Source organism: Mucilaginibacter myungsuensis (assembly GCF_015222005.1).
In the GTDB taxonomy this organism is placed as follows: Bacteria; Bacteroidota; Bacteroidia; order Sphingobacteriales; family Sphingobacteriaceae; genus Mucilaginibacter; species Mucilaginibacter myungsuensis.
Genome location: NZ_JADFFL010000012.1, coordinates 21,614 through 41,680, shown reverse-complemented (window position 1 = coordinate 41,680; position 20,067 = coordinate 21,614). Strand labels below are relative to the sequence as shown.

Annotated in this window: 14 protein-coding genes; 7 read left to right on the top strand and 7 right to left on the bottom strand. The window is 46.7% G+C overall.

The genetic code is table 11. The features are described from left to right. Window positions 1-80 precede the first annotated feature (80 nt). From IRJ16_RS21470 to IRJ16_RS21450, 5 genes are all read right to left on the bottom strand, one after another. The gene (locus IRJ16_RS21470; protein WP_194113785.1) at window positions 81-1,157 is read right to left on the bottom strand and encodes an alkaline phosphatase family protein; all 1,077 of its coding nucleotides are present in this window, start codon (window positions 1,155-1,157) and stop codon (window positions 81-83) included. 187 nt (window positions 1,158-1,344) lie between these two features. After that, the gene (locus IRJ16_RS21465) at window positions 1,345-2,043 is read right to left on the bottom strand and encodes a LytR/AlgR family response regulator transcription factor (protein WP_194113783.1); all 699 of its coding nucleotides are present in this window, start codon (window positions 2,041-2,043) and stop codon (window positions 1,345-1,347) included. After that, window positions 2,043-3,176 (bottom strand): sensor histidine kinase, encoded by a 1,134-nt coding sequence (locus tag IRJ16_RS21460; RefSeq protein WP_194113782.1) that lies wholly within the window; start codon window positions 3,174-3,176, stop codon window positions 2,043-2,045. The genes IRJ16_RS21465 and IRJ16_RS21460 overlap by 1 nt, the downstream gene beginning before the upstream one ends. 106 nt (window positions 3,177-3,282) lie before the next feature. Beyond that, window positions 3,283-4,632: a Kelch repeat-containing protein gene (locus IRJ16_RS21455; RefSeq protein ID WP_194113780.1), complete on the bottom strand. Its 1,350-nt coding sequence runs from the start codon at window positions 4,630-4,632 to the stop codon at window positions 3,283-3,285. A 199-nt stretch (window positions 4,633-4,831) separates the two neighbouring features. After that, the gene (locus IRJ16_RS21450) at window positions 4,832-6,250 is read right to left on the bottom strand and encodes an IPT/TIG domain-containing protein (RefSeq protein WP_194113777.1); all 1,419 of its coding nucleotides are present in this window, start codon (window positions 6,248-6,250) and stop codon (window positions 4,832-4,834) included. A gap of 102 nt (window positions 6,251-6,352) precedes the next feature. On the opposite strand from IRJ16_RS21450, the gene IRJ16_RS21445 reads away from it, so the two are divergent. The 4 genes from IRJ16_RS21445 to IRJ16_RS21430 all read left to right on the top strand — a co-directional run bounded on the left by IRJ16_RS21445 (window position 6,353) and on the right by IRJ16_RS21430 (window position 13,287). Further along, window positions 6,353-6,949 carry a TetR/AcrR family transcriptional regulator gene (locus IRJ16_RS21445; RefSeq protein WP_194113937.1) on the top strand — a complete coding sequence of 199 codons (597 nt, stop codon included), beginning with the start codon at window positions 6,353-6,355 and terminating at the stop codon, window positions 6,947-6,949. A 336-nt stretch (window positions 6,950-7,285) separates the two neighbouring features. Continuing rightward, on the top strand, window positions 7,286-8,431 hold the full coding sequence (locus IRJ16_RS21440) for an efflux RND transporter periplasmic adaptor subunit (protein ID WP_194113768.1): 1,146 nt from the start codon (window positions 7,286-7,288) through the stop codon (window positions 8,429-8,431). Window positions 8,432-8,625: 194 nt separating this feature from the next. Then, window positions 8,626-11,832: an efflux RND transporter permease subunit gene (locus IRJ16_RS21435; RefSeq protein ID WP_194113766.1), complete on the top strand. Its 3,207-nt coding sequence runs from the start codon at window positions 8,626-8,628 to the stop codon at window positions 11,830-11,832. A gap of 36 nt (window positions 11,833-11,868) precedes the next feature. Continuing rightward, window positions 11,869-13,287: an efflux transporter outer membrane subunit gene (locus tag IRJ16_RS21430; RefSeq protein ID WP_194113764.1), complete on the top strand. Its 1,419-nt coding sequence runs from the start codon at window positions 11,869-11,871 to the stop codon at window positions 13,285-13,287. A 176-nt stretch (window positions 13,288-13,463) separates the two neighbouring features. On the opposite strand, the gene IRJ16_RS21425 is transcribed toward IRJ16_RS21430, so the two are convergent. Then, the gene (locus IRJ16_RS21425) at window positions 13,464-15,362 is read right to left on the bottom strand and encodes a glycoside hydrolase family 172 protein (RefSeq protein ID WP_194113762.1); all 1,899 of its coding nucleotides are present in this window, start codon (window positions 15,360-15,362) and stop codon (window positions 13,464-13,466) included. 147 nt (window positions 15,363-15,509) lie between these two features. Then, on the bottom strand, window positions 15,510-16,646 hold the full coding sequence (locus tag IRJ16_RS21420) for a BamA/TamA family outer membrane protein (RefSeq protein WP_194113760.1): 1,137 nt from the start codon (window positions 16,644-16,646) through the stop codon (window positions 15,510-15,512). A 127-nt stretch (window positions 16,647-16,773) separates the two neighbouring features. Here IRJ16_RS21420 and IRJ16_RS21415 point away from each other — a divergent pair, with 127 nt between their 5' ends. From IRJ16_RS21415 to IRJ16_RS21405, 3 genes are all read left to right on the top strand, one after another. Continuing rightward, window positions 16,774-17,754 (top strand): deoxyhypusine synthase family protein, encoded by a 981-nt coding sequence (locus tag IRJ16_RS21415; RefSeq protein ID WP_194113758.1) that lies wholly within the window; start codon window positions 16,774-16,776, stop codon window positions 17,752-17,754. Between the two features lie 242 nt (window positions 17,755-17,996). Continuing rightward, on the top strand, window positions 17,997-18,890 hold the full coding sequence (locus IRJ16_RS21410) for a hypothetical protein (RefSeq protein WP_194113756.1): 894 nt from the start codon (window positions 17,997-17,999) through the stop codon (window positions 18,888-18,890). A 76-nt stretch (window positions 18,891-18,966) separates the two neighbouring features. Then, a complete protein-coding gene (locus IRJ16_RS21405) occupies window positions 18,967-19,638 on the top strand; it encodes a peptidoglycan-binding protein (RefSeq protein WP_194113754.1) in 672 nt (223 codons plus the stop codon). Window positions 19,639-20,067: the final 429 nt, after the last annotated feature.

Here is a 20,067-nt window from a genome sequence, read left to right as displayed (position 1 = left end):
ATCTTTATAAAAACAAAACCCCTCAGTAAAAAAACCGAGGGGTCATAGTTCAAAATATCAATAGTTAATTAGTTGTGGGCTTATTTAAAAAGGTCGTTCATTACGCGGCCTTTGCTATAGTCCATTTTAAAGCCTAACATGCGGGCAATGGTAGGGGCAATGTCTATCTGCTCGTAAGGGGTTTGGAAACCCAGGCCTTTTTTAAAGTCGGGGCCAATGGCAAAAAATTGTATGTGGCGGCAACCTTCACAACCGTCGCCATGGTCAATAAAACCGTTAGCTATGTGATCCAGATGGCGGCCATGATCGTTGGTCACGATCAGCGTTGTCTGGTCTTTATAGATCGGGTCGTCCTGTATATGATCGTAAATATCTTTAATGTGAGCGTCGCTATTTTTTAGGGCCTGTATGTAGCTGTCCCACAGGTTACTGTGTCCGTAGGAGTCGGGGTCTTTCAGGTTGATCAGCATCAGGTTGGGGTGGTACTGATCCATCACAAATTTGGCTTTGCCCACGGTCATCCTGTCCGAACGGTGACCGCTGTATATACCACTTGGTCCGCAATCAGTGCGTGGCAGATATTTGCCGGCCCATTCGTCTTTAGTAGCATTGCCTAAAACTTCAAGCTTGTCTTTAGATGCGATCAGCCAGGCCTTTTCGGCAGGCAGGCCGGTGCTTTTCAAAAACTGCTGGAACAGGGATGGATAGGTTGGCGTTTGTTGCCCAAAGTTATCCAACTCCTCGTAAACACCGGTGGTGATGGCAGCGTGGCCGGGTTCGGTATTAGTTACGCCATTGTTTTTAAAGTTACCTAACAAAACAGCTTCGGGGTATAGCTTGTATTGGTTAGCCACATTTTCGCGACTGTAATCGCCCCAGGTTTCGCTATAGCGGGCACCGTCAACAATAACAATGATCACGTTTTTGGTGCGGCAGCAATCAACGCCCGGTCCTGATGGGGTAGTAGGCGTAGTTGGGGTAGTTGGGGTAGTGGGTGTGGTTGGTGTAGTGGGTTTTGTAGGCTCGGTGGTCTCTACCACCAATGGTTTATCTGCCGTTTTGTTAACGTCGGGTAGTTCCTTATCCTTTTGGCAAGCCGATAACGTCCATAGCAATACTACGGTTAAGATGGCAAGCGGTCGAAAGTTCAATTTCATCAAGGGGAAAAACGGTTTCTTGTGTATACAAGTGGCAATTCAAATGCCAATGTAACAAAAAAACTACAAATCCAAAAATCCTGCTTAGAAATTTAATAAAATGTTAAGAAATTATTAACTATTAATGGGTTAGTAACATTGGGTCGGGTATAACGCTCCCCGGATCGGGGAATCCCAATGGGATATCTCACCCCGAAATTAACTTTAAAGCATCACGGTAAGAGCGGCCGACCGGCACATCATGATCACCTATTTTAACCTGATGGTTCTCTATCAGCGACAGATGTTTCAGTGCTATGATGAACGAGCGGTGCACCCTCACAAAATTGGCTTTGGGCAACCTTGCTTCAATATCCGTCAGGCTGCTCAAGCTTACTATCCTTTTGTTGTTGGTAACAACCACCACGTAATTGCCCGATGCCTCAACGTAAAGGATATCGTTTAACAGTACCCTGTGGGTTTGCACTCCACTTTTGATCAGGATATCGTCTGCCTGTGCGGCCTTTGCTGTATTATCAGTCGCTGCTGCCCTCAGCATTCCTGCCGCTTTATTTACCGCTTTTAAAAAGCGTTGTTGGTCGATGGGTTTTAACAGGTAGTCGGCTGTGTTCCAATCATAGCTTTGTAGCGCGTATTCGGCATAAGCCGTAGTGAAAATGATGATCGGTTGATAGGGTAGGGCTTCTAACACTTGCAGACCGGTCAGGTCGGGCATGTGGATGTCCAGAAATATCAGATCGATACGTGTGGGCGATAGATAGGTAAGCGCATCTATACCGCTTCGGAAAGCCCCCTTCATCTCTAAGAAAGGGACTTTCGATGCAAGCTCTGTTATTACGCTCAGCGCCCGGGGTTCGTCGTCAATAGCGATACATTTGATCTGCATCAGGCTAATTTATCTAATTTTAGAGATACGGTGTACACTCCGTCCTTTTCGGTGATGTTTAGCCTGTGGCGATCTGCATATTGCAGGTAAAGCATATTCTTTACGTGCAAAAGGCCGAAGCCCGCATATTGGGTATGCTGCTGTTGTTGCTGGCGATGGATGCTATTACTGATGTTGAACTGTAAGCCATTACCATTTGTCTTGATATCGATATGGATGAACGATGCTTGCTTTAAGCTGATACCATGCTTAAAAGCATTCTCCACAAAGCTGATCAGGAGCATGGGCGCTAACCTATATTCAGGGTCAGCTTGCTCGTGATCAAATTTAATATCTATAGGATCGCCCGTTTCAAATCTTAACTTTTGCAGTTGGATATAGTTGTTGATGAAACCGGTCTCTTGCTCCAAAGTTACATCACCGGCACTGCTCTCGTAAATATTATAGCGCATCAGTTGGGTAAGCTGGCTGATGCTATCGGCCAAAACCTGGTTCTGTTGCTCAAGGGCCATGGCATAAAGGTTGTTCAGCGTGTTGAACAGAAAATGAGGGTTAAGCTGGCTCTTCAGCAAAGTCAGCTCGGCCGATGTTTTTTGTAGTTGGGCAGATAGCCCCATTTTTTTGAGCACCCATTGGCGGATGAGGTAGTATAAAGTGGCTAATGTTAAAATGATCAGGTCGAGCTGTATCGCCGCTTTAAGGTGTTCAGTATCTGGAGTGACCTCGATCTTTCGGGAATAATTTGAATATTGCTCGCTATCCAGCGCCATTTCGGCAGGTGTTAAACTGGAAAAGTCCATTGCCTCTTTAACAGCATCGGCAATGATCACAATGATCATGTGTGAAACCACCACTCCAAGGATCGTAAATGCAGAACGTACAGGGCGTGTTTTGTTTATATGAGGCAGAATAAAATATACCAGTATATAAAACAGCGTACTAACAACTATCACAAAAATGCAGTTCCAAAAAGCATTCGCTGATGAAAATTCATACGATCTCCATCCGTTGTGTTGGATCACAAAACGTTGTTGCGATCCGTTGTAAAGCCCCATTAACAAGATAGCCCAACATGCCGCGTGAGCCAATGCTTCAAGTACAAAAATTTTTGTTTTGTAAATTTTATTTTCCATATCCCAAAGCTAAGTTTGGCTATAACCCGGGCAAAGGGATATGGGTAGACAGCATGAAATACTATTTGAACGGGACGTTTTATAGGGCAATTAATTGGTGGTTAAATTATTTGAATAAGGTGTATTGGTCAAAATTTGGTCCACCCGCAAATATGATCTTGTTACGGATACCCGCCGCTACAGTAGGGACGGTTTGCCCGGCATGGGTCACAGATACACCGGTGGCGGTCAAGATATCGTAAACGTAAGATCGGCCTTTACCCTGAGAGAAGACAATTTTGGTACCCGCTGCCGCTGCTGCTGCAACCCGTATCTCTTCGTTGATACGTAAAGTACCCCAAGCGTTATCGACCGCATTATACACTTCTATAAACGGATCCTGATCGTTAGACGCGCCCCCTGCAAACAAGATCAGGCGACCATTACCCGCGCCGGCAAAACCGTCAGCTATAAAGCGTGGTACGGTCAATGTGGCTGTGCTCCACGATAGCTTATCCTGATCAGCATTATAAATGTCAACTACACGGCCATGTAATGCAGGGTTTGTAGGTACGTTGCCACCTGCAAAAACAACCTTATTACTTGCTGTAGCCGCCACCATGCCGTCACGTGCAACGCTTAATGCAGCAATGCGCCATTTGCCGGTAACTACATTGTAAATATCAATATGCTTAGACGGCTTACCTGTTTCATCCAGTCCACCGGCAAAAAACACTTCAGATCCGCAACCTACGGCGGCCATGTTGGTGCGGGCTACGCTTAGCTGAGAAGTAGTCCAGGTGTTGCTGTTCACATCATAAATATCTACCGTATTAACAACGCTGGTACCTACACGCCCGCCGGCCACCAAAATTTTATTGGTAATACCGGCTACAGACATACCGGTACGCGACTGACTTAGCCTGCCACTTTGCCAAGTGCCGTTAGTGATATTATAAATATCATAATCGGTGATCAAACCACCGGTATGCTCACCGCCGGCTATCAATATTTTATCGCCTACTGCGGCTGCAGCCAAATGCCCTTTAGTTGCAGTTAATGTTCCCGATCCGGTGTATTGGATCTTATTTAGGCTCGATAGATCGGATCCATCGAAAATTGGGTTAAAAATATCGTCGCTCTGTACAAGAGGACCCATTAGTAGTGATACCGTAACACGGCCTGCAGTTGCATCGGCAGGCACAACGGCGGTCATTACCGTATCGCTAAAATGAGTGGGCCTGACCATTCCGGATGAACCGAAAGAGACCTTTATCAACGACTGCTCGCTGCCAAAGCCAGTACCCCTAATGGTTATTAACGCCCCTATTTTGGCCTCTTTGGGCGAAACACTTTTGATGGTAAGCTCGGTAAGTACTTCGGGTCCGGGTTGCTGGGTGCTTTTTGAACAGGCCGACAATAACACTGCGATAGCGAATAAATAAACGCCGGTGGTTTTTAGGTATAAGTTTTTCATAGTCCAGGTTTTTTGCGACGGCAATGCGCGTCGTTAAAGCAATCGGTAAAGGATGTAATTGGTGCTGTAAATATATTAAATATCAGTTTGTTATCAAAATATTTATAAGAGTTGTGCTGATCTGATGTTTTAAGCAAAGCTTTTAGCGAAATTCAACAGACAAAAAACGGTCCGGGTGCCGATCAGTACTTAAAAATGGTTATTGGGTCAGCGTGTAAATATCATAGGATCCATTATCGGTATTGACGATGATCTTGTTTTTTACACCGGCCCCGTTACGTCCGCCGGCCGACCCGGTCAAGGTTGTGAACGCGTCGAGCGAGACATCATAGCAATTAACATTCCTAAACCCACTTGCTGTGAATAGTATCTTGGTGCCTGCCGCGCCGGTGGCATTGCCCACCATGTTATCAGGAACGTTCAATTTACCGGTGATGCCAACGTTATCATCATATACCTCTAAATAGCGGTCGTTGGGGCTTCCGCCGCCATAAAATATGGCCCTGTTGCCTATCCCGGCGCCGGTTAACCGGCTATAGCTACGCGATAGCTCTTTGGTGGTCCACTGGTTATTGCTCACATTATAAATATCTATACGGGAATTGGACGTGCCAGTTAAGCCGCCCGCAAATAATATTTTATTGCCCGCCGCCGCGCCGGCTATGTTGGTGCGGCCTATACTTAATTTAGCGGTCGACCATGTGTTAGTGCTTACGTCATAAATATCCACCACGTCCGAAGTAGGACCTTGAGACGAATACAAGTTGCCGCCTGCAAAAACGATCTTATTGCCGGCACCGGCGGCAGCCACTCCGTAGCGTGGCACACTAAGCTTGGCAGTGGTCCACTCGTCCTCTTTGGCGTCGTAGATCTCAACATTACTGATGCCTGCAAAAGCTATTTTATTACCGGCGGCGGCAACGCATACATATTCGCTGATGTTTTTATTAACGGTTTTCCATCGGCGGGTAACCACGTTATAAATATCTACTACGGTTGATGGGGATGGAAAACCGGGTTCGACGTTGCTTACCCTGGCCGAGAAAGCGATAATATTGCCTGCTGCTGCTCCCGAGGTGGCAAAATGTTTCCCGCCCGGTAACATTTCATTTCCGGCAAAATATATCTGACCGTATTCGGCATAGCTATTACGGTCCGGTAGCACTTCGAAAGCTACAATGGTGCTCATGGTTATGCCGCCTTTAATAACATCTATTTTGCCGGTGACGGCATAGGTTGGTACGTGTACAGTTATTCTGTCATTTTCGACAGTAAGCGGCGCGGTAAGTTTGGTGCCGCCAAATCTAACACGTATGGCAGCGGTATCTGTACCAAATTCGGTCCCCGTGATGGTGATCATGCCACCTACAACATCAGCGCCCGGGCCAAAGTTGGTCACCGTAAATTTGGGTGCAAATGGTGACGGCACTTCCGTTTTTTTTCTGCAAGAAATAAATAAAGTGATCGCGATGGTGAGCGCTATAAAATTAACTCGGGATAGTTTGGTAGAGATAGGCATGAGGTTCAGGAACTTGCGGGTAAAAAGTATTGATCCGGCCAACACCGGGTCTTTAAACTTAAAGATAAGAGAAAAGTTTAATAATGACAACGTCTTCATGACATTTCATCTACCCTTAAATGACAAATAAATTATACTGCATTAAAAATAACACCCGTATATTTGCCTAACACTGTTAGATAAATTAATACAGTGAAAACAATGGCCAGCAAGGATAGAAAACAACGCTTAAAAGACGATACCAGGAGGAATATCCTGGACGCGGCTTTGCGTATTGGGAAGGATGAAGGGTGGCAGGCCTTAAGTATGCGTAAGATCGCGGACATAATTGAATATACCCCGCCGGTGATCTACGAGTACTTTGCTAACAAAGAAGCGCTGATGCTGCAGCTGACCAAATTAGGTTACTGCATGTTGGCCAAAGACATGAGGGAAGCTCGCGATAAACATACCTCGCCCGAGAAGCAATTAGAGGATATGTGGTTGACCTACTGGAACTTTGCCTTTACACAAAAGGAACTTTACCAGCTGATGTTCGGTATTGAGGTTAACTGTTGTGTGTGGGATAACTCTATCCCCGAGGCCGAGGTACCTGCCAACATGATCTGGGAAGTGATCGGTAACCTGATGGGCGATGCCGCTACCGAGGACCTGATCTGCAAACGCTATTACACATTTTGGTCGGTAGTACACGGACTGATATCTATTAACCTGGTACGCCAGGGTGTACCCGACGGTATGAACGAGCAAGTGTTAAAGGATGCCATAGGCGGCATTATACACGCGATAAAGGGATAGCTCTCTTTTTTTCGCTGTAACTTAACACTGTTAGATAAAAACACATTATTAATTTAAACACATCTGCTTATGAAACACATCACTCTAATTTCTCTGATTTATTTAACACTGTTAGATAAATTAACTAAGTAATAATATTGGCCTAACATTTACCAAAGCCCTTAAAATTTTAAACAACACAAAACAATGCTAAGTAACTGCAACACATACAATGAATATAATAGCGTTAGAAAATTTATCGTTGTTAATAACCAGCCGAAAAGGAGCGACACTATTTACGTTGACAGCATCCGTAAGGCCTTAAATTCCATCAATTCAAATTCAAAAACCACCATCATGAAAGCCATCATTTTAGCTATCATCGCTTTAGCTCTATTCAGTTGCTCGCCTAAGCCGCAGGCAGCACAGGCCCCACCCGCGCCATCATTGCCGGTAGCCACCATCAGCACTACTACCGATACCACTTACCAGGAATACCCTGCATCTATAGAAGGTACCGTTAACGTAGAAGTTCGCCCGCAGATCAGCGGCTCGTTAGACAAAGTATTTGTTGACGAAGGTGCTTACGTAAACGCAGGTCAGCCGATCTTTAAGATCAACGAACAGCCATTCCGCGCTGCTTTAAATAACGCTTTGGCAAGTCAACATGCTGCCGAAGGCGCTTATGCTAACGCAAGTTTAGAGGTTGACAAATTGACCCCCTTAGTGCAAAACAAGGTTATCTCTGAATATCAGTTAAAAACAGCCAAAGCCGCTCAGGATATCGCCAAAGCAAATATCGAGCAAGCTAAAGCTAACGTGTCAACCGCCAAGATCAACTTAGGTTACACCGTGATCACTGCTCCGGTTAGCGGTTACATTGGCCGCCTGATCAAAAAGCAAGGTAGCTTAGTAAGCCCGACCGACGTTCAGGAGTTGACCCGCTTATCTGACGTACACGATGTTCACGTTTACTTCTCGCTAAGTGAGAAAGACTTTGTGAACTTTAAAGGTCAGTACGAAGGCACTACCATCAGCGACAAATTGAAGCACTTGCCAAAAGTGAGCCTGTTGTTATCAGATAACTCTACTTATGCCAAGCAAGGTAAGATCGATATGATCGATGGTCAATTCGATAAAACCACCGCGGCTATCACCGTGCGTGCCACCTTCAACAACCCGGATGGTCTGCTACGTGCAGGTAACACCGGTAAGGTTCGCTTAGGTCTGTTGCACAAAGACGCCTTAGTGATCCCGGAATCGGCCACTATAGAGATGCAGGATAAGGTATTCGTATTCACCGTTGCAGATAGCAATAAAGTGAAAAAGACCCCGATCGCTATCGAAGGTAAAAGCGGCGCCAATTACTTAGTGACCAGCGGTGTTAAACCGGGCGACAGGATAGTCCTGACCGGCATCGACCACTTGCAAGAAGGTACCGTTATAGCACCACAAGCTCCGGCAAAACCGGCTGAGAAATTGGCTGCCGTTGTTAAAAAATAAGTTTTTAGAGTCAAGAATAAAGAGTCAAGAATCAAGAAAAGACACAAGAATATAGATTCAAGAATCAAGACAGAAAAATAATCAGGTCATTTTTAAGACGAAGTAAAATTGAGAAATATCTCAATTACGGGGTGACCCTTGCTCCTAAAATCTTGATTCTTGACTCTAAACTCAACACATCAAAAAGTAAAAAAATGTTCCAGAAATTCATACAAAGGCCCGTGCTCTCTACGGTTATCTCCATTCTGTTGGTGATATTGGGGGTGCTTGGCTTATACAAGTTGCCCTTGCAAATGTTCCCGGATATCGCTCCACCGGCGGTATTGGTAACAGCAATTTATCCGGGTGCTAATGCCGAGACCGTGTTACGGTCGGTAGCGCCATCTTTAGAAGAATCTATTAACGGTGTGGAGAATATGAGCTATATGAGCTCGACCGCGAGTAACGACGGTTCCCTTGCCATTACCGTTTACTTTAAACAAGGTACCAACCCTGATCAGGCGGCGGTGAACGTGCAGAACCGTGTAGCCCAGGCTACCGCTCAACTACCTGCGGAAGTTGTTCAACAAGGTATCACCACCACCAAACAGCAGAACAGTTTGATCGGTGCAGTAGGTATGTACACCGAGGACTCGACCAAATATGATCAGACCTTTGTGGCCAACTACGCGCAGATCAATATTATCCCCGAGATCAAACGTATACCGGGCATTGGTCAGGCCACGATATTTGGTGGTGTTAAAGATTATTCTATGCGTGTTTGGCTTAACCCAAGCCAAATGGCTGCCTACAAAATCACCCCGGCCGAAGTTATGGCTGCTATACAAGATAAGAACTTAGAGGCCGCTCCCGGTAAATTGGGTGAGCGTAGTAAAGAGACCTTTGAGTACGTGATCAAGTACAAGGGTAAATTATCTAAACCCGAAGAATATCAGAACATCGCCCTGCGTGCTAACGCCGATGGTTCGGTACTGCACCTGAAAGATGTGGCGAGGGTCGAATTAGGCACCTACTCATACACCAGTATGACCCACTTAAACGGTCGTGATGGTGTGGCTATCGGTTTGATCCAGTTAGCCGGATCTAACGCTAACGAGATACAGTTAGCTGTTGACAAGGTAATGGAGAAAGCTGCTAAGGATTTTCCGGCAGGTATCAAATGGAATCAGTTCTATCGTACCAAAACAGCGCTTGATGAATCTATCTCGCAAGTTCAGCATACACTGATAGAGGCATTCATACTGGTATTCTTAGTGGTATTCATTTTCTTACAGGATTTCCGTTCAACATTGATCCCGGCTATCGCCGTTCCGGTGGCGATCTTGGGTACGTTCTTCTTCATGAGCCTGTTCGGGTTCTCGATAAACTTGCTGACCTTGTTCGCACTCGTGTTGGCTATCGGTATCGTTGTGGATGACGCGATCGTGGTCGTCGAGGCGGTGCACGCCAAGATGGAGCACGAGCATCTGGAGCCAAAAGTTGCTACCAAAAAAGCCATGCACGAGATCACCGGCGCTATCGTATCTATCACATTGGTAATGGCTGCTGTGTTCTTGCCTGTTGGTTTCATGACAGGGTCAACCGGTATCTTCTATCGTCAGTTCGCCTTTACCATGTCTATCGCGATCGTGATATCTGCTGTGAACGCTTTGACTTTATCTCCGGCTTTGGCGGCCTTGTTCTTAAAGAGCAACCATGCTAAACCAGGCGAGCCGAAACAAGGTTTCGTACAGAAATTCTACAACGGTTTTAACGGCGCGTTCAACGGTATGACCGACAGGTACATCGGCGGTGTTAAATTCCTCATCAAAAATAAATGGGTAGGCATTGCCGGCTTGGCATTGGTGACCGTGGCTACTGTCATCTTAATGCGCACTACGCCGTCAGGCTTCATCCCTACCGAGGATCAGGGTTTCATCGCGGTGTCGGTATCTACACAATCGGGTACATCTTTAGATCGTACGTCGACCATTTTGAAAGACGCGGAGGCCGCTGCACGTAGCTTACCATCAGCAAGGTTCGTGACCGCTATCTCAGGTTTCAACTTGCTGACCAACTCTACCAGTCCGTCATCAGCCGTATTCTTCGTACTTTTAAAACCGAACGAGGAGCGTGGCGACGTGAAGAATATCGATGATATCCAGAACCAGCTGCGTGGCAAATTAGCCGCGGTAACAGCGGGTACTTTCTTCGTGTTCAGTTTCCCAACCGTACCGGGCTTTAGTAATGTGGAAGCTTTGGATATGGTACTGCAAGATAAGACCGGCGGTAAGCTGGAGAACTTTAGCGGCGTGGCCAATAACTTTATTGGCAAGCTAATGGCTAAACCGGCTATCGCTTACGCGTTCACCACCTTTAAGGCAGATTATCCTCAATTACAATTAGAGGTTGATGATGACAAAGCCAACCAGATCGGTGTTAGCGTGAAGGACATCTTGCAAACCATGCAGGCCTACTTCGGTAGCGCGCAAGCATCAGACTTTAACCGCTTTGGTAAATATTACCGTGTAGTTGTTCAGGCTGATATTGCCGACCGTACCGACCCTGCTTCTATCGACCGTGTATTTGTGAAGAACAAAGCGGGGGAGATGGTGCCGATCAATACGTTAGTTAAACTGACAAGGGTTTACGGTTCAGAGACCGCGTCGCGTTATAACCTGTTCAACTCTATCTCGGTAAATGCTATCCCTAAACCGGGCTTCAGCTCGGGCGATGCCATCAAGGCGATCGAAGAGACCGCTAAAGAAGAATTGCCATCGGGCTTTGCTTATGAGTTCTCAGGACAGACCCGCGAGGAGATTTCTTCAGGCGGACAATCGACCGTGATCTTTGTACTGTGTCTGGTATTTGTGTACTTCTTATTAGCTGCACAGTACGAAAGCTATATCTTGCCATTAGCGGTAATTTTATCTATACCGACCGGTATTTTCGGAACGTTCGCGGTGTTGGGTTTTACCGGTATCGTAAACAACATCTACGTACAGGTAGCACTGATCATGTTAATTGGTCTGTTGGCTAAGAACGCCATCCTGATCATCGAGTTCGCAGTGCAACGTCGTAAAGCAGGCCTGTCATTAGTTGCAGCCGCTATAGAAGCATCCAAATTAAGGTTACGCCCGATCATCATGACGTCGTTAGCCTTCGTATTCGGTCTGTTCCCAATGAGTATCGCTACCGGTCCGTCGGCACAGGGTAACCACTCTATCAGTATCGGTGCCGCTGGTGGTATGGTTTCGGGTGTAATTTTGGGTCTGTTCATAATCCCGGTATTGTTCGTGATCTTCCAGGGATTGCAGGAACGCATCACAGGCGTACCCACAAACGAATCTGAAGAGACAGAGGATCATCAGCCAAAGAACGGACACGCCGTTCCACAATTAGAAGAGGCTTATAGTGCTTAAGCATCCACAGCCCATCAACATAAAAAGATAAATACAATGAAAAAATATATCAGCGAGTTGGCCTTAGTAGCAGTGCTACTAAGTGCCTGCTCGGTATCCAAAGACATACAGTCGCCCAAACCAGATCTGCCGGCGACCTTCCGCAACGCGGAGATCAAGACCACAGCCGATAGCAGCAGTATTGCCGATATCCAATGGAAACAATTTTTCACCGATCCGGTATTGCAAAAACTGATCGATAGCGCCATTGCTAAGAACTATGATATGCAGATCGCTATCAAGAACATCGAGCAGGCGCAATTGCAGTTCAAACAAGTAAAATGGAACTATGTGCCAACAGTAAGCGCCAACGTAACTGCCAGCACAAGTCGTCCTTCTGACAATAGCTTAAATGGTTTAAGTCTTAAACAGTTCGGTGTAGGGACTAACCACATTGAAGATTACTCAGCTAATCTGGCCCTATCTTGGGAGGCCGATATTTGGGGTAAGATCAAAAGTCGCCAAAAAAGCGCTTTAGCTACCTACCTGCAAACTAACGAGGCTAAAAAACTGGTGCAGACCAATATCGTTGCCGGTGTATCGCAAGGTTATTATAACCTGCTGATGTTAGATAAGCAATTAAGCATTGCCCAAAAGAACGTGCGGCTGAACGATAGTACTCTGCAGATCATTAAACTGCAATACACAGCGGGGCAGGTAACCTTGTTAGCTGTGCAGCAAGCCGAGGCGCAACGGCAGGCGGTAGCAGGGTTGGTGCCACAGTTCGAGCAAAATGTGCTGATACAGGAAAATGCGTTACGTATTCTGACCGGTGCACTGCCAAGCAGCATTGAACGTAATACGGGTTTGGATCAACTGACTATTCCATCTGATATCAATACCGGTGTATCGTCAGAAATTGTCAGCCGCAGGCCAGATGTGCGTAGCGCCGAACTGCAACTGAATATTGCCAACGCCAATGTGGGTATCAGCAAAGCCGACATGTATCCTGCTTTAAGGATCACAGCTTCGGGCGGTGTTAACTCGTTCAAAGCCAGTAACTGGTTCAATGTGCCGGCATCGTTATTCGGTGTGGTATCGGGTAGTGTGATACAGCCTTTGCTAAATCGTAAAGAGTTAAGCACTAAATACAAAGTAGCACAAGTGGAACGTGAGAAGGTGGTATTGGTGTTCCGTCAGCAAGTACTGACCGCAGTAGGAGAGGTGTCTGACGCTTTGGCGAGTATCGAAAAACTGAAGGAACGCCAAGAGATAGCCATCAAACGGGTGAATACTTTACAGCAAGCCACAGGCAATGCCAATATGCTGTTCAAGAATGGTATGGCCAATTACCTGGAGGTGATCACTGCCCAAAGCAATGTATTGCAAAGCGAATTAGAATTAGCTGCTATTAAACGTGGTGAGTTAGCCGCTGTGGCCGATCTGTACCGCTCGTTAGGCGGCGGTTGGAAATAATAAATACAGGTCGAAGCTTTCAGCTTCGACCTAAAACATAGCAAGCATCCTGCTTGCGAACAAACCAGAAGCTTCCGTCGATACGATGGGAATTGATGTGTGTGTGGTAGCGGTGGATATTTATCCGCCGCTATTTTTTTGTCGAAAGTAAAAGCTTCGATCAACATTCCGTGTTTCTATTTCTGCCTAACCAATATCAGCCGGTGCATACTCACGATAGACTTTTTATCATCCCGCTTAAACTGTAAGGTGATCGCATCTTTAAAATCATCCAGATCGATATCGCATAGCAAAGTATTAGGTGCGTTCTCGCGTTTATCGGCGTAGAAAGAGAATGATCCGTTGATCATTTTTTGACGTTGCCAAATGGATACGGTTGCGCCGTCAGGTGTCTTTTCTATATCGGCATAAAGCTTGTAACTGCCTTTTGGCAGATCGCTCAGGTCAATTTTCACCTGTCCGCCATTGGTGGAATGCAAAATGTGGCCTTCAATCTTCACGCCGCCCCCAACGCTGTATTTTATCAGTTGCGGATAGACCATCAGCGTATCAGGGATGCGCACCCTCACAAGATCGTCCGTAGGTACGGGCTGATCGGTAGTGATCGCTTTAGGGGCATAATAGAACGCTACTGAAGTATAGTCGCCGGGTTTGTTGTTTTGCTCCGGGCCATGTTCAATGGTGTGGATGATGCTCTTCTCAAAAGGCATTTTATCAGCAATGAACAGGCGGTAACCACCGGTGCGGGCAAATGGCAACGAGTAGTCTAACGAGCCGTGCAGCGGCAAACTCATTTTGGTATCCCACCTGTCTAATAAGGCATACCATCCGCCGTTAAAATAATCTTCAGATCCGGTACCGTGCATCCTCAGTTCACCATCAATGCGGGTCACGTCATCGCCCTCAAAAAACAGCGTCATGCCGGGTTCCAAACCTTGCGCTTGCAAAATGGTGCCTACATAGTGGCCTTTGCCGTTGCCCTCTAAAAACACATGCGGCTTACCTGCGGTGGTATGCTTTTCAGGGTTCCACTGGGCGTAAAATTTGCCTTCGGTTTTGGCGTTATAAGGCTGACCAGCCACAAATAGCTCGGCTTCAACATCGATAGGTTTTTGGTCGATCCCAGACTGTTGTCGATAGATGAGTTCTATCTTAGCGCTACGCGCAAAAGGCATCGGGAAGTAACAGTAGTTGATATTATTTGCCGAGCCAAGCAATACACTTTGCATCGACTCTTTCCCGAACGCGTAGCCGAAAAAGTCGGCGACGGGCATATACACGGCCGGGCGTTCGCCATCCCAGGTCATTTTGATGAGGATGTTCTTGTTCAGACCGCGGTAAAGGTCGGAATGGTGCAGTTTAATACCGGTGATCCTGCCCGGTTTTTTAAGGTCGGCCAGTACAAATGTTTTGCCCGGTGTAAGTTTGGTGGATACCTTTAGCGATACTCCCGGCGCAGTCATCGGGTCTTTCCATGCCCCGTCCAATTTAGCCAAAGCAGCGCCTAAGCCGGGTAGTTTCGGGTCGAAATTGACCACCTGATCATCTGTCTGATAGGTACGGTATTGTATCTGATAAAACTCCAGCTTTTTACCACGAAATACCACTTTGCAACCATCTTTGTACGGGATGGGCATGTAGCTGTAAAATCCGCCTAACTCATTTCCGGCAAGCGGAGATACGAATGGGGATACTTTGCCATTATACAGGTCGGAAAAACGAATGGAATATTGTGGTTTTGTTGCTCCGCTAAAGTAAAGATCCAGCGTATCATTGGTTGGGGTGGGTGTCCAGATCCGGTTGATCACGCCGTTACCTTCGGCTTCAAATATTACCAGCGAGCCGTCAGTTTCTTTGCGGATGAAGGAATACTTACCACTAAAACCATCGTCGTTATTATCAGTGCGGTCATAGGAAGAAAATTGGTGAACCGTTGTGCGGTCCCAATATTTGGGCAGGTCGGCAATATTACCCAACTTATCCAATTCGGTCAGGGTATTGATCTCGCGTTTTTGGGCTTGGGCGGCACATACCGTCAGCAGGCCATACACAACAAGGCTGTAAAATTTATTCATATCAAGTTTATAGGTGGTTGCAGAACCCAAACTTAATGAATAACCTTAAAGAATGCTAAGGCGAGCAAAAGACTTTGACGTATACTTGATAAGAGTCTGCCTGATAAATGTTTTGCAAGGTTGACTCCCTTCAGATGCCGGAGGGGTTTAAAACGATTCCCCCAATGCAAAATAAAATCCACTCTGCCTAACTTCACCAGCCACGCGTTGGCCAATGCCGTAATCTGCACGCAGGGTCAATCCTTTTTGCACATCGAAGAAATAGCGTACACCGCCCCCTGCATTGGGTTTTAAGCGTGGCTCAAAAATGTTTAGCTGATAAACGGTTCCGGCACCGGCAAATCCGGCAAGCGCGAACCTGTCGCTTATGCGGTAGCGTAGTTCGGCTTGTCCCGCCAGCATGTCGCGATCGCGGTAGCGGCCGTTGTAGTAGCCGCGCATCATCTCGTCGCTGCCAAGTGCGGGTAACAGGTAAAAAGGGGATCTGCCGCCGATCATTAGTTGATGCTGGATATCAAAACCCAGCATCCAGCGCTTACCTATGGGGTTATACTGCATCACCTCGATGTTGTAAAACCCGCCACGATAGCTGTTATTGCCAAAAATGCCCTGATAAAAGTGCAGGTACGAGTTGATGAAAAGCCCCTTGGTAGTGTAGGTGTTGTTATTGCGGCTATCGAAATCTATCGATGGGCCTATCAGCAAACCCGCGCCACCGCTTCGGTCTTGTACCTCGGGGCTTGTGTCAAATATACCGCCTGGTTTTTTATTTGCATATTTGTAGTCGAAACCACCTGCCATCAAGCCTATATAGAAGTTTTTGCCTACCCTTTTGTCTGCTTGTACGGTCATCCTAAAACGGCGTTGTTCCAGCGGATCTTTATTGGCTTTATAAGTGTCGGGGCCAATTCCATAAAAATCAAAAGGGAAATCGATATAGCTGGCCGAACCGATGAAATGCCAGGTGTTGTGCGGCGTCCAGTAGCTGGTGCTCAGGCTTACGCGGCTTTGGCCCTTGGCGGTTACCGTACCGTAACCGAAAATGTTGGATACACGGGTATCACTGGGGACGCTATCTGTATAGAAGGAGTAAAGTGCCGATCCGCCCAGTTCAAGGCCTGTTTCGGGCGCGGAGCCGAATACAGGTAGTAAGAAAAAGCTGCTATGTTTGCCCGAATCCTGCTCGAACAGCATCTTGCGAACGAATTTGGGCAAGAATTTCATCTGCGCGAAAAGGGCAGGGCTTATCAGTAATGCAACTGCTAAGAGTAATATTTTTTTCATGTAGGTGATGTATTGACAAAGGTAGGGCTAAAATTGTTTGGGACAGCGGGTTGCGCGTTTTTTGCGAATATGGTGATCGGTTGATCCTAAATACTTACCTTTGCCCCCTGAAAAAATAACACAAGACATGAGCACTACAAGAGGCCCTATATCTCAGTTTATTGAGCGCAACTACCTGCACTTTAACGCTGCCGCTTTGGTTGACGCTGCCAAAGGTTACGAAACACACCTGCTTGAAGGCGGTAAAATGATGGTGACCCTTGCCGGTGCCATGAGTACTGCCGAGTTGGGTATTTCGCTGGCCGAAATGATCCGCCAGGGTAAGATCGATATCATTAGCTGTACAGGCGCCAATCTGGAAGAGGATATCATGAACTTGGTAGCGCACTCGCACTACAAGCGCGTGCCTAACTACCGCGACCTGAGTCCGCAGGATGAGTGGGACCTGTTAGAGAACCACTACAACCGTGTTACTGATACTTGTATCCCTGAGGAAGAAGCTTTCCGTCGTTTGCAAAAGCACATCCACAAGATCTGGAAAGATGCTGACGATGCCGGCGAGCGTTATTTCCCGCATGAATACATGTACAAAATATTGCTGAGCGGCGAGCTGGAGCAGTACTACGAGATAGATCCAAAGAACTCGTGGATGTTGGCCGCTGCTGAGGCAAACTTACCGATCGTTGTACCGGGATGGGAAGATAGCACCATGGGTAACATCTTTGCATCATACGTGATCAAAGGCGAGATCAAGGCGTCGACCATGAAAAGCGGTATCGAATACATGGCTTGGTTAGCCGGTTGGTATCCTGAAAACTCTACAGGTAAGGGTTTAGGTTTCTTCCAGATCGGTGGCGGTATAGCCGGCGATTTCCCTATCTGTGTGGTACCGATGCTTTATCAGGATATGGAGATGGAGAACATCCCGTTCTGGAGTTATTTCTGCCAGATATCTGATTCTACCACGTCATACGGTTCGTATTCAGGCGCTGTCCCTAACGAGAAGATCACCTGGGGTAAGCTGGATATCGATACACCAAAGTTTATTGTAGAGAGCGATGCTACTATCGTAGTTCCGCTGATATTTGCGTGGATACTGAAGCAATAATTTTTTAAGGTTAAAGGCGAAAGGTAAAAGGTTTGCCTTGAACTTATACTGAAAGCCCGGAGTTGATGAAACTTCGGGCTTTTGTTGTTGTAAGGGTTTGTTAGTGAAGGAGTTTTGCGCAAAAGTCGGCCGCAGATAGGGTGTTTTCACGGGTTGCAGTGCTTACTCCTATTGGTTATAATTGTTAATACTAAGTCGCTGGTAAAAAACGGCTTATGCTAATTCATTTAACCTTACACCACATGTATTACCTCATCCTCACCATTTTGGGGGCTATCATAGTGATAGTTTCCAGGCAGTCCTCCATGCTGCGCAATGAGTTATTCAACGAAGAGAATTTTTGCAAACTGGCCGCCGCCGAAAAGATCAAAAACCCCAGGCCATCATTCAGTCTTGGCCGGGCGCAACTGGCTTTTTGGACGGTCATCATTATCAGTTCCTTCATTTATCTTTTCCTCAAAAACTCCGGCGTTATCGGTGCCGGGCCATTTGTTGGCTTTAAGATCCCTAAGCTGGATGCCGTCAACCTTGGTCTGTTAGGCATAGCGGTCGGCACTACGCTGATCAGTAAAACTATCGATAACGGCCAGAAAGATACACAAGGGCAGGCCGTACCACAGCAAGACTATCCGTCTGCCGGTTTCCTGACGGATATTATCTCTGACGAGAAAGGTGTCAGTATACATCGCCTGCAAAATGTGATTTGGACGGTAGTGGTAGGGGGGATATACATTTCTTATGTTGGCTTACAGGATACCATCGCCCTGCCCGACGATAAGATCATCACTACCGAACTACTGTCACTGATGGGCCTAAGCACCGGTGCCTACCTTGGGTTAAAACTTAACGAAAACAAGAATGCCCCGGTAAACGCGGCGACCACTAACGAGAACCCTGAATTTGCTCCACCTCCGCCACCCCAGGCGCCAACTGCGAACCTTGCCCCGGCAGGTGACGGTAACGCGCAAGCGGGCGCCGCTTTGCCGGTAAACCATCAACCGACCGATGCCGCCACCCAAACCGAAGAGCCGTTAACCCCACCGCCGGCGCCGGCTGCACCGGGTGATAATCCTGCGCCTGTTAGTGATGATGATGGCACAGATCCGGAACAGGGCGATGAAAGGCCACCCTTGTAGCAATTTCCTTTGAAGACATAATGAGGTCGGCGTTGAACGACCGTTAATAAGTGATCACATTAAAATTACCTTAGACATGCAAGTATTAAAAACTGGTAGCACAGGCAAGCTGGTTACCTACCTTCAAAAAAAATTAGGTGTCGATACCACTGGCACTTTCGATGCGGTCACTAACGCCGCCGTATTAAAATTTCAAACAAAGAAAGGTTTAGTAGCCGATGGCATTGTCGGTGGCAATACCTGGACCCAGATCTATCTGGCTACCGAGACACCGCGCACAGCAAAGTCCAAAGCCGACAGGCATAACAACATCCGTCACCTGCATCCAACGGTACGCGCGGCGGTAGTGAAAACTTATGTACAACTACAGGCCGAGGGTATCCCATTCAAAGTGTTCGAAGCTTTCAGGCATCCCGAACGACAAAGCGAACTTTATGCACAAGGGCGCACTAAGCCGGGCTCGATAGTAACTTATGCCAAGCCTTGGTCATCGTACCATCAATATGGCCTGGCGGTAGATCTTGTGTTGATGCTGGATGGCGAATGGAGCTGGAATACCAGTGGATCTAAAGCCGCCTGGTGGGCGCGAATGAACCAGATCGGTACGCAGGAAGGCTTAATGCGCCTGGATTTTGAAGTGCCGCACCTGCAACTGGCCGGCACAAGTTCTAACGCGTTAAGGCAGGGCGTTTACCCGGCGGGCGGCGATAAAAGCTGGTACGATAATTTTATGGCGGCAAGAGAGTAGGGGTTACCTACCCAATACAATGCAAAGACCTACGATGGGAACTTCGTGGGTCTTTTTGTTTTAACTGATCTTGTATTGTTGATCATCTCGCTATCGATCAAGTCCAGATATTCGACAGAATGGTGTTAAGGGAGGCGGTGATCTTAACTGAAACGATAGTTCTGCAGGTTCAAATATCGAAGCGTATCTGTAGTTCAGATAATTACATAATTACATCCGTTAAAGCTTCATAAATTGTGTTCTTTGCAGTTAAAAGGCTGTTTTTTTACGATGATGCCATTTGCCCTCCCGCTCAAAGTGTGAAATGGACGCTTTGATGAAAGCGTTACAACTGATATTAACAAATTTTGCAAAAACAAGGGTAGTGTTGATAAAATTTCAGGGATGTTAATTTCTTTAAAATCGTTGTTTTTGATACTGTAAAGGCTG

Coding starts and splice junctions, on each gene's coding strand:
- IRJ16_RS21470 (WP_194113785.1), bottom strand. CDS start 1,157: ATGAAATTGAACTTTCGACCGCTTGCCATCTTAACCGTAGTATTGCTA.
- IRJ16_RS21455 (WP_194113780.1), bottom strand. CDS start 4,632: ATGAAAAACTTATACCTAAAAACCACCGGCGTTTATTTATTCGCTATC.
- IRJ16_RS21420 (WP_194113760.1), bottom strand. CDS start 16,646: ATGAAAAAAATATTACTCTTAGCAGTTGCATTACTGATAAGCCCTGCC.
- IRJ16_RS21410 (WP_194113756.1), top strand. CDS start 17,997: ATGTATTACCTCATCCTCACCATTTTGGGGGCTATCATAGTGATAGTT.
- IRJ16_RS21465 (WP_194113783.1), bottom strand. CDS start 2,043: ATGCAGATCAAATGTATCGCTATTGACGACGAACCCCGGGCGCTGAGC.
- IRJ16_RS21435 (WP_194113766.1), top strand. CDS start 8,626: ATGTTCCAGAAATTCATACAAAGGCCCGTGCTCTCTACGGTTATCTCC.
- IRJ16_RS21445 (WP_194113937.1), top strand. CDS start 6,353: ATGGCCAGCAAGGATAGAAAACAACGCTTAAAAGACGATACCAGGAGG.
- IRJ16_RS21415 (WP_194113758.1), top strand. CDS start 16,774: ATGAGCACTACAAGAGGCCCTATATCTCAGTTTATTGAGCGCAACTAC.
- IRJ16_RS21430 (WP_194113764.1), top strand. CDS start 11,869: ATGAAAAAATATATCAGCGAGTTGGCCTTAGTAGCAGTGCTACTAAGT.
- IRJ16_RS21450 (WP_194113777.1), bottom strand. CDS start 6,250: ATGAAGACGTTGTCATTATTAAACTTTTCTCTTATCTTTAAGTTTAAA.
- IRJ16_RS21405 (WP_194113754.1), top strand. CDS start 18,967: ATGCAAGTATTAAAAACTGGTAGCACAGGCAAGCTGGTTACCTACCTT.
- IRJ16_RS21460 (WP_194113782.1), bottom strand. CDS start 3,176: ATGGAAAATAAAATTTACAAAACAAAAATTTTTGTACTTGAAGCATTG.
- IRJ16_RS21440 (WP_194113768.1), top strand. CDS start 7,286: ATGAAAGCCATCATTTTAGCTATCATCGCTTTAGCTCTATTCAGTTGC.
- IRJ16_RS21425 (WP_194113762.1), bottom strand. CDS start 15,362: ATGAATAAATTTTACAGCCTTGTTGTGTATGGCCTGCTGACGGTATGT.